The sequence below is a fragment of the Diplocloster modestus genome (assembly GCF_019042245.1).
In the GTDB taxonomy this organism is placed as follows: domain Bacteria; phylum Bacillota; class Clostridia; order Lachnospirales; family Lachnospiraceae; genus Diplocloster; species Diplocloster modestus.
Window position 1 is genome coordinate 143,523 of sequence record NZ_JAHQCX010000014.1, and the last position, 9,681, is coordinate 153,203.

At 48.5% G+C, this 9,681-nt stretch carries 8 protein-coding genes; 2 read left to right on the forward strand and 6 right to left on the reverse strand.

Features of this window, described 5'->3' with window-relative positions; genetic code table 11:
* Positions 1-73: 73 nt before the first annotated feature.
* The 3 genes from KTH90_RS18100 to KTH90_RS18110 all read right to left on the reverse strand — a co-directional run bounded on the left by KTH90_RS18100 (position 74) and on the right by KTH90_RS18110 (position 3,655).
* Positions 74-1,207 (reverse strand): aminotransferase class V-fold PLP-dependent enzyme, encoded by a 1,134-nt coding sequence (locus KTH90_RS18100; protein WP_158353496.1) that lies wholly within the window; start codon positions 1,205-1,207, stop codon positions 74-76.
* A gap of 68 nt (positions 1,208-1,275) precedes the next feature.
* Complete coding sequence (gene yedF / locus KTH90_RS18105; RefSeq protein ID WP_238727222.1) at positions 1,276-1,899, reverse strand: sulfurtransferase-like selenium metabolism protein YedF; 624 nt, start codon at positions 1,897-1,899, stop codon at positions 1,276-1,278.
* A 232-nt stretch (positions 1,900-2,131) separates the two neighbouring features.
* Positions 2,132-3,655 carry a catalase gene (locus KTH90_RS18110; RefSeq protein WP_158353499.1) on the reverse strand — a complete coding sequence of 508 codons (1,524 nt, stop codon included), beginning with the start codon at positions 3,653-3,655 and terminating at the stop codon, positions 2,132-2,134.
* A 185-nt stretch (positions 3,656-3,840) separates the two neighbouring features.
* On the opposite strand from KTH90_RS18110, the gene KTH90_RS18115 reads away from it, so the two are divergent.
* Both KTH90_RS18115 and KTH90_RS18120 read left to right on the forward strand, forming a co-directional pair.
* Positions 3,841-4,341, forward strand: a complete 501-nt coding sequence (locus KTH90_RS18115; RefSeq protein WP_238727223.1) for a superoxide dismutase family protein — start codon at positions 3,841-3,843, stop codon at positions 4,339-4,341.
* 556 nt (positions 4,342-4,897) lie between these two features.
* Positions 4,898-5,758 carry a class I SAM-dependent methyltransferase gene (locus tag KTH90_RS18120; protein WP_158353503.1) on the forward strand — a complete coding sequence of 287 codons (861 nt, stop codon included), beginning with the start codon at positions 4,898-4,900 and terminating at the stop codon, positions 5,756-5,758.
* A gap of 107 nt (positions 5,759-5,865) precedes the next feature.
* Here KTH90_RS18120 and KTH90_RS18125 read toward each other — a convergent pair whose 3' ends face one another.
* The 3 genes from KTH90_RS18125 to KTH90_RS18140 form a co-directional block, all read right to left on the reverse strand.
* The gene (locus KTH90_RS18125; protein ID WP_238727224.1) at positions 5,866-6,348 is read right to left on the reverse strand and encodes an ureidoglycolate lyase; all 483 of its coding nucleotides are present in this window, start codon (positions 6,346-6,348) and stop codon (positions 5,866-5,868) included.
* A gap of 117 nt (positions 6,349-6,465) precedes the next feature.
* Positions 6,466-7,590 carry a GntR family transcriptional regulator gene (locus KTH90_RS18130; protein WP_275061434.1) on the reverse strand — a complete coding sequence of 375 codons (1,125 nt, stop codon included), beginning with the start codon at positions 7,588-7,590 and terminating at the stop codon, positions 6,466-6,468.
* Between the two features lie 454 nt (positions 7,591-8,044).
* The gene (locus KTH90_RS18140; protein ID WP_238727225.1) at positions 8,045-9,376 is read right to left on the reverse strand and encodes an MATE family efflux transporter; all 1,332 of its coding nucleotides are present in this window, start codon (positions 9,374-9,376) and stop codon (positions 8,045-8,047) included.
* Positions 9,377-9,681: the final 305 nt, after the last annotated feature.

Sequence of the window (9,681 nt, forward strand, 5' to 3'; positions counted from 1 at the left end):
ATTTCAATCTGGGACATGTCCATTTTAGATTGGACATGTCCCAAACCGAAATGGACATGTCCCCTTTTGTGGATTATCCAGCCAGCTCCCGCACTGCCGCGATGGCATGATCGATTTCTTCTGCGGTATTCGCGTTTGAAAAGCTGAACCGAACAGCGCCCTGATCCACTGTTCCCAACGCTTCATGCATCAGCGGCGCGCAATGTGCGCCCGGCCGTGTGGCGATCCCGTATTCTTCCGATAATGCGTCGCTTATTTCAGCGGAATCATAATCCCGGACATTCAGTGCCACGATCGCTGCCCGTTCATCACATTCAAAATTTCCATACACCTTCACGCCTGGAATATCTTTTACACCTTCATAAAACCTCATCATCAGCCGGTGTTCCCCCGTCCGGATCTGCTCAGTTCCGGTCTTATTCAGATAATCAAACGCCGCCGACAGTCCAGCGATTCCATGGAAATTCAGCGTTCCTGCTTCTAACGCGGTGGGCATATCTTTCGGATGCCTCTTCTCATATGTCTGAATTCCGCTTCCGCCCGTCTTCAGCGGCTCTATTACGACATTCTCGCGGACACAGATCCCACCGGTTCCCTGAGGACCCAAAAGGCTCTTATGTCCGGTAAAACACAGGATATCAATTCCCATTTGCTGCATATGAATTGGAAATACGCCAGCCGTCTGAGCAGCATCTACTGCGAACAGAATTCCTTCCCTCTTACAAAAAGCACCGATATCTGCGATATCCACCAGATTCCCGGTCAGATTGGAAGCATGAGTGCAGATTACCATACGCGCTTTCCCGGCTGCCATCTCCTTTAATTGTTCCTTGTTAAGCTGCCCGTTTTGATCTGCGCCCGCAATCAGAAGCTCTACTCCCCTTGCCTCCATTTCATAGAGCGGCCGAAGTACGGAATTATGCTCAAGAACCGTTGTTACTACCCTGTCTCCGGGTTTGAGAATCCCTTTGACCGCTATATTTAATGCTTCCGTCGCATTGCTGGTAAATGCCACCTGCGATGGCTTTCCCAGGCCAAAGAAGTCCGCAGCCTTTTCTCTGGTCTCATATATAATTCTGGACGCATCCAGAGATGCCCCGTGCGTACCCCTCCCGGCATTACCCGAATGCCTCATCGCCTCACCAACCGCACGAATGACCGTTTCCGGCTTCCACAGGCTGGTTGCAGCATTATCCAGATAAATCAATTTCAAACATCCTTTCTGCCAATCTTTCATCAGAACTGCCGCTCATCCGCCTTTTCTCAGTACTTTGGCTATGGCCTAATGGTCTTTTTCGCCCACGCCATCTTCTCTACAATCGAATACATATTCGTAACACTTCCGACGGCCAGTTTTTCCGTAAGGCCATAATAATTCAGGCATGTTCCGCAGGTCATAATCTCTGCTCCCTGACTTTCCATATACTTCAGATCCTCCAGAGAATCCGAATCTTCTGTTGTCAGCCTTGCCCCGCCGTTATAAAACAGGATCGCATCCGGCAGCGGCTCAAGCTGTGAAACCGCAAACAGAAATCCTTTTATCAAAAGCCTGCCCAGTTCTTCCTCTCCGTCTCCCATCTGATCCGAGGCTACCACCACGACCGTTCCGCCCTGATCCGTATCGGCCTGGCAGGCTTCAGCTCTATCACTTACATCGGTTTCCCCGTTCACATTGACTTCCTGTTCCACGGTAATCGTCAGTTTGAATTCCTGCCCGGATAATTTCTCCGCCTCGCAGGCTGCTCCGGAATAACCGGCCATTTTTTCCACGTTCTTCACAGCTATTTCATTGTCCACCAGAATTTCGATCACACCAGGTCCGTTTAGCTCTTGAATCGCTTTTTTTGCCTTAATGACAGGAATCGGACACCTGTCGCCTCTTGCATCTACCTGTATCATTCTTTTATCCACCTCCTGTTTTATCTGTTCTCTATCATATCACAAACATGGATTTTAGGATAGATTTCCTATTTAGAATAAGTTGTTCCGCTCGCGAATTCTCCGCCTGCAGCGGTCCGCATAAGGGAGTACTTTCCTACTGCATAAAAACAGCACAGATACACGGGTTTTTTGTATCTGTGCTTGTTTTTGTTTCAAATACCCTATTGGCAGCAAAAATTCATTCTTTATCCTAGAATGTCTCCGGCAGCGTAGCCTGGACCAAGCCATCGTTATCCAGCTTAGAAAGTTCTTTCACTTTTTCCACAGACAGCCCGGCGGCTTTTGCAAACCGTTCGCCATATTCCGTATCCGCCAGATAGCAGTGAACCGCATGGCGGTATTTGATATTCTCCGTAACGGGAGCAATATCCGCAGCCGTGTTTTGAATCAGGATTTCCTTCTTATCTTCTGTCAGCACACGCCATAAATCTCCTCCGGCACGGAAGCAGTCATCTGTAGGATCGTCTTTCGGGTCGTAGGCATACATCGCACCTTCCAGATTCAGCGGCGGCTCCATGACCTCCGGCTGGGCCGTCCATGCTCCATAGCTGTTCGGCGAGTATGCCGGTGCTCCGCCGTAGTTGCCGTCCATACGCATAGCGCCGTCGCGGTGGTACTCATGAACCTCCACTTTTGCGCGGTTTACCGGAATATGATTGTGATTCACACCCAGCCGGTAACGCTGAGCATCTCCGTATGCGAACAGCCTGCCCTGCAGGAAACGGTCCGGAGAGAATCCTATCCCCGGCACCACATGGGCAGGGGCGAAAGCAGCCTGTTCCACTTCAGCAAAATAATTCTCCGGATTGCGGTTCAGAACCAGTTCGCCCACCTCAATCAGCGGGTACTCTGCATGTCTCCAGATCTTCGTGATGTCAAATGGATTCTCATAATGTTTTTTGGCCTGTTCTTCTGTCATGATCTGAACATACATCGTCCACTTAGGATAATCTCCCCGCTCTATGGCTTCGTACAGGTCCGCGCCATGATACTCACGGTCGGCAGCGTTAATCCTGGCTGCCTCTTCATTGGACAGATTTTTGATCCCCTGCTGTGTCTTAAAGTGGAATTTGCACCAGACCCTCTCATTCTTCTCATTATAGAAGGAGAAGGTATGCTCACCGAAGAAATGCATATTGCGAAAAGAGGCAGGGATACCCCGGTCACTCATAACCACAGTCACCTGATGGAAACACTCCGGAAGCAGCGTCCAGAAATCCCAGTTGTTCTGAGCGGAGCGGCGGCCGGTGCGTGGATCACGCTTCACAGCACGGTTTAAATCAGAAAAATTATGTACATCGCGCAGGAAAAAGGTCGGGGTGTTATTGCCAACCAGATCCCAGTTACCTTCCTCTGTATAAAACTTTACGGCTACGCCGCGGATGTCGCGTTCACAGTCGGCCGCGCCCCGTTCCCCCGCAACCGTGGAGAAACGGACGAACACTTCCGTCTTAGCGCCGGGCTGCAGTACTTTCGCCTTTGTATAACGGGAAATATCATGGGTAACCTTGAACTCCCCGTGGGCGCCCCACCCTTTTGCGTGCATACGGCGTTCCGGGATGACCTCCCGGTTAAAGTGCGCCATTTTTTCCATAAGCCAGACGTCCTGCATCATAACCGGTCCGCGCGGACCGGCGGTAAGGGCATTCTCATTCTCCGCTACCGGTGCGCCAACTTCGTTTGTTAACTTCTTTAAATCCGTATAATCGCTCATATTGTATACCTCTCTTTTGTTGTTGCAAACCATCAGGAACATACCGGGCTGCTTTCCAGCGCGGTCAATAACGATATCAATTACTATTATTATCATATTCCTTTTTAAAAATATTGTCAACCAAATTATTCCAAAATAAAAACTACAGCATATTCTATAGCAACCCCTAATAAAAAGGATTCTCTATGCAAAATTATCAGCAGCAACCATCCCCAAGTCAGTCTTTTATACATCAGATTACCGGCAATCACCCACAGGCCCTCGCCTGGGTTCGTGGCGGCAGCGCATATCCGGGCATCAGCGGTCTTGTAAAATTTTATGATACGCCTTACGCTGGGATTGTAGTGGAGGCGGAGGTATTCGGGCTGCCAAATATCACCGAACCCGGCTCCTCTGATTTTTACGCCATGCACATCCATGAATATGGGGACTGCACCGATCACTTCGCCCATGCCGGCGGGCACTACAACCCCAAAAACGCTCTCCATCCCCAGCATGCCGGTGATCTGCCGCCGCTGCTTAGCAGCCAGGGATACGCCTGGTCCGCATTTTACGACAAACGGTTTCAAGTGGATGATATCATCGGCCGCTCCGTCATCATCCATGCCAACCGGGATGACTTCACCTCCCAGCCTTCCGGTGATTCCGGGCAAATGATTGCCTGCGGCGCAATCTATCCCGAATAATACGGGTACAAAGAGCAGACAACTGACAGTATCAGGGTTTACACGCCTTCGATACTGCCAGTTGTGCGATTGCGCTTCCATGGCGCAACATCTGTTCCCGGCAAAAAGCCTTCGATCATTCAGCTTTCCAGTGTTTTATACATGTGTAATACACAATTGAGGGAAAATTAAGCCAAAAATGGAAAAGCAGGGACTTAACTTCACAATCTATCTTTAATTATTTCACAATTCATTTAAAATTTCATAATATCAGATACATATCTTCCCGTTATACTTTAACCATAGTCAACAAGACAACAACTTCTTTTTCATAAATGACCTCCTTTTTCATATAAAGCCGATGGAATAATCCATCGGCTTTCTCCTTGTTTCCTTCCGTTTTTCAGCTTAAAGCACTTGGCGGTAGTAAGTGCTGCTATTTTTCATTTTGTTTCCTGAATATTTATGCTATAATGTCGGGAGAATAGCAGCGACGGGCTTTTTGCCCAGCGTGTACATACGTCAAATGAAACATGCATAACCCGTTCAGGATAGGAAGAAAGGAATTTATAAAATTATGTGGATAGCAGACGGCTGGAAAGATTATGAGGTGCTGGACACCTCGAATGGTGAAAAACTGGAGCGCTGGGACAAGTACCTGCTGATCCGTCCCGATCCCCAGGTCATCTGGGATACCCCGCGTACACAGAAAGGCTGGAAATCCCCCAACGGACATTATCACCGCAGCAGCAAAGGCGGCGGCGAATGGGAATTTTTCCAGCTTCCTGAACAATGGACCATCTCATACCAGTCCCTGACCTTTAATCTGAAACCATTCAGTTTCAAGCACACCGGGCTGTTTCCCGAACAGGCCGCCAACTGGGACTGGTTTGGCAGGAAGATCCGGGAGGCTGGGCGTCCAGTGAAGGTGCTGAACCTGTTTGCCTACACCGGCGGCGCCACTTTGGCAGCGGCAGCGGCAGGCGCTTCGGTAACCCACGTGGACGCTTCCAAGGGGATGGTCGCCTGGGCCAAAGAAAATGCCCGTTCCTCAGGACTTCAAGACGCTCCTATCCGCTGGCTGGTGGATGACTGTGTTAAATTCGCGGAGCGGGAGATCCGCCGCGGAAATCAGTATGACGCCATCATCATGGACCCTCCTTCATACGGCCGCGGGCCAAAAGGAGAGATCTGGAAGATCGAAGATTCCATCTACCCGTTTATCAAACTCTGCGCGAACCTTTTATCGGAGCAGCCTTTGTTTTTCCTGGTCAATTCTTACACCACCGGGCTGGCCCCCTCCGTACTGACTTATATGCTCTCCACAGTATTAAAAGCGCAGAACGGACATGTCGTCTCGGACGAACTGGGTCTGCCGGTTACCTCTAATCAGCTCTATCTCCCCTGCGGAGCCTCCGGACGTTGGGAGTCCGATTAAGCTTCAGACTGTTCATAACCGTTCAGGCACAAATGCAAAGCCGGCAGCACGGAATCTTCATCATCCGTTACTGCCGGCTTTTTCAGCACCTCCGGTGCCAGCACTACTTACAGCTCAATTTCAATATGATCTTCTTCCGGATAATCCACCACATAGCAGTCGTTATAATATACTCTCTCCGGCAGAACAATCAGTACATGGCTCTTATCGTTATGTAACGCCATAGGAGCCAGATGCCATACGGCTGCGTTCAATCTTACTACCGTACCCTTGGGCACCAGGAAAGCTTCCGTCAGTTCCGAAACCGGCTCTTTCGACGGAGCCGCCACATGGATCACAACATCATCGTCCAGTGGAAGCAGTACTTCTCCGGTATAATTGTGATATTCTGCGGAATCAACGATATATTTTTCCGGTTTGTCCACCACCAGAGAAGAAAACGCCACCGGCATCCTTCCTGAAGTATGGTACAGAACATGATCATGGTAGAAACTACCCAGATTTTTTCCGGTGGGTTCAACCAGATTATAAAACTCACCGTAAGGAGCAAATCCTTCCACTGTCAATTCCTTTGCCTTAATTTTTCTCATCAGAAATATCCTCCTTCATTATTTAGTATAGGCTGTACACCCATGGCCATTATAGCATAAAACTTTACGGATGTATCCAGTATTATCCAGATTCCTAATTCTTTTCTGCATTGGGGGTTATTCCTCCCTGCAGTCAAGACCGGCCTGCGCATCCGTAGATCTCCCTGTTCTCAATGCGGCCGGAAATGTGAAGGACACATCCTGCCCTGACTCCTTCAGCAGATTCAATACAGCCTGAGCCGCCCTCCTGCCCAGTTCCTCCTGGGGATGAACGATGGTGGTCAGGGTGATATCCATGGATGCATATTCTGAATTATCAAATCCCGTAACCGCCATATCTTCGGGAACTCGGATTCCCTTATCCCTCAAAAGCTGTATCAGACGGAACGCAATTCTGTCATCATGGCACATCACCGCGGTACAGCCGTTTATCCTCTCCAGCATCCATTCCATTTTATGGCCGGTAAACATCGTTTGTATATCTTCCGACGAATACCAGAAAATCCATTCATTTTCTATTTCCAGCTGATGCTCCAGCATGAACTTCATGTATCCTTCATATCGGGCCACTCCGGTACTTTCATCCAGCTTGCAGACCGCCGCGATCTTCCGGTGCCCTTTCTCATATAAATGTTCTGCCAATGTCCAGAATCCACCCGCGTCGTCCAGCATAATACTGCCAGCCCGACAACCTGCTGATTCCAAAATCCCATCTGCCCTGCGATGAAGGAATACCAGCGGGTGTTCCCGGGCAAACTCACAGTACAACTCCCGGTTGATCAGCGGGAGTCCCGATTTTACCGGCTCCGCAATGAGACCGCTGACCCGGTCACCGATCATCCTCCTGATGGCTTCCCGTTCCAGATCGTATTGCTGGGAAAGGATGCACAGCCTCATCGCATATCCGTTTTCGTACAGGCAGTCGTTGATTCCTTTCAGAACCTGCGGGAAAATATAATCATTGACGCTGTTCATCAGAACTCCGACGCTCTTAATGCTGCTTTTTTCTTCTTTTCGAAGCGCACCATTTCTCGGGCATACATAGGTTCCACTGCCTTGTATTTTATACACAAGGCCTTCCTCCTCCAATATCTTCATCGCCTGTCTGACCGTCTGCCGGCTCACATCAAATCTGTCGCATAATTCTTCTTCTCCCGGAATCCTTTTTTCTTCTTCGAAAAATCCGCTCTCCACCTGAGCACGGATCCAGCCGGCGACCCTCTGATATTTAAACTCTGGCATTTTAACCTCCATGGGTGCGTTCCCCCGCATCATCATCTGAAAATTATTATACAACAATACATACAACTTTACAATAAAAACAATACAATTTTGTGTATTTCTTATTAACCGCTCATTTTAAATACAATTTATCCGTAATATCATTGACTATTGTACTGTTATATGTTATATTATAGTTGAAAATAAATTTAATTTTAAATACATCTTCAAGTACCTTTTCGTAACGATCCATTACCTGACGGGGTGAGGCAATTGAACACTAGCACCTGGTTTCAAATGATACAATACATATACATCAATGATCGAACCACAGAGATAAGTCATATGACTGAATCTGAGATAAAAGAATTATATTATAAATTAAAGAAAAACAAGGAAGAACCTGAGTGTTAAATGACGGGAATGCCGTAACCGCGCACAATGCAGTTACGGTACTCCCGGTTTTTTTTGGCTTTCAACATTCTTTTTTCTCTGACATGGCCTTTGTGTATTTCATCATCAAATATACAACCACGGCCGCAATCAGCAGTTCCGTAACAGGCATGGCAAACCACAGGGCACCGGCTCCCAGAAACAGGGGCAGAAACCAGATCAGCAGCCCGCTGATCAGCACTCCCCGGAATACCGACACGAAGAATGAGGCCCGTGGTCTCATCAGAGATTGAAAATAATAGGTGGAAAATATATTCAACGGCAGCAGCAAAAATGAGATTCCATAAGCCCGGAGGATCGCCGGTCCCACCGCCAGCACTTCATCCGTGGGAGTCATAAAGATTCGGATAAATCCGTTCGGGAAAATAAGGATCAGCGCAGTCCAGGCCAGGCCGAAAAAGGCAGTAGTCAGCAGTGCATATCGAAGGGTCTGCCGGATCCGGTCCCATTGCCGGGCTCCGTAATTGATTGAAAATATTGGCTGGGAAGCCTGGCCCACACTGTACGCACAGCACTGTACGATCGTACTGATGTTGACGATGACGCCATAGACCGCCAAGGCATTGGTTCCCGAATATTTCATAATCTGCCTGTTAAACAGCATCGTCAGGACGCCCATAGCGATGTCTATAAAAAAGGTGGCGAATCCTGTGATCCCGATCTTTTTCAGCTTTACCGTCAGTCCTTTCAGCCTGACCAGCCTCAGCGTATTTTTACCGGTCAAAAAATGGGTAAGCATTATAAGAAAAGTAATGAGCGCCCCTATGGCTGTAGCCAGGCCCGCTCCCATGATGCCCATATCTAACCGGAATACACAGATATAATCTCCAGCAACGTTAAAGATCCCGCCTGCCAGAACAGCGGCAGTCGCAAGGCCTGGGTTACCGTCATTCCGCAAAAATGCCGCCAGCATCTGGTTAAACAAAAAGAGGGGTACCGCAAATTTCACCGGTCCCAGGTATTCCCTGGCAAGCGGCAGCAGCGTCTCCTCGGCCCCGAAGAGTTTCAGCATCGGTTGGTCAAAAAACGCTACGGCACACCAGCTGATCAGCGCCAGCACAATGGTACCGATCAGTGCGGCGGTAAAATATTCATGTTCCGTCCCGTCCTGCCTTTTTCCCCTGGCCGTACTGAATAAAACAGACCCGCCGATTCCCGTCAGAAGCCCCAGACTGTATATAATATTCCAGACCGGAGCCACCACGGCCAGTGCAGCGGTTCCGGCAGGCCCCTGATATTGTCCCACCATTGCCATATCCACCAGCCCGTAGATGGAAGAAATTAACGCGCTTCCAAATGCCGCCGTCAGGTATTTAAAATAAATCTTCCTCACTTTTCCATGTAAAAGATCCATGATGTCCTCCTTTAATTAAAATCAAAAAAAGCCGGATAAAGAACAGGCATTTCAACCTGTCACCTTATCCGGCCTCACATTTCTCCTGAATGATCCGCCCTCCGAGTGAGCGTAGTCATTATAGCATATCAATTTCAAACAATCAAGAAGAGAAAACTTCTTTTTCTTTCCCCCTGAAATGAAAAAGTAAATTCCACTCTCTTTTCTTGCGGTAGCATTTACTTCTGTACAGTTGATATTTACTCTTTCATATCAGTATGATATCTTTGTAGTTCCTTCTGGCAGCAGTAGAAGGAGATTTCTAT

Excerpts from the sequence above, each read along its gene's own strand:
- yedF (WP_238727222.1), bottom strand. The coding sequence starts at position 1,899 with ATGATACAGGTAGATGCAAGAGGCGACAGGTGTCCGATTCCTGTCATT.
- KTH90_RS18130 (WP_275061434.1), bottom strand. The coding sequence starts at position 7,590 with ATGCCAGAGTTTAAATATCAGAGGGTCGCCGGCTGGATCCGTGCTCAG.
- KTH90_RS18115 (WP_238727223.1), top strand. The coding sequence starts at position 3,841 with ATGCAAAATTATCAGCAGCAACCATCCCCAAGTCAGTCTTTTATACAT.
- KTH90_RS18140 (WP_238727225.1), bottom strand. The coding sequence starts at position 9,376 with ATGGATCTTTTACATGGAAAAGTGAGGAAGATTTATTTTAAATACCTG.
- KTH90_RS18110 (WP_158353499.1), bottom strand. The coding sequence starts at position 3,655 with ATGAGCGATTATACGGATTTAAAGAAGTTAACAAACGAAGTTGGCGCA.
- KTH90_RS18125 (WP_238727224.1), bottom strand. The coding sequence starts at position 6,348 with ATGAGAAAAATTAAGGCAAAGGAATTGACAGTGGAAGGATTTGCTCCT.
- KTH90_RS18120 (WP_158353503.1), top strand. The coding sequence starts at position 4,898 with ATGTGGATAGCAGACGGCTGGAAAGATTATGAGGTGCTGGACACCTCG.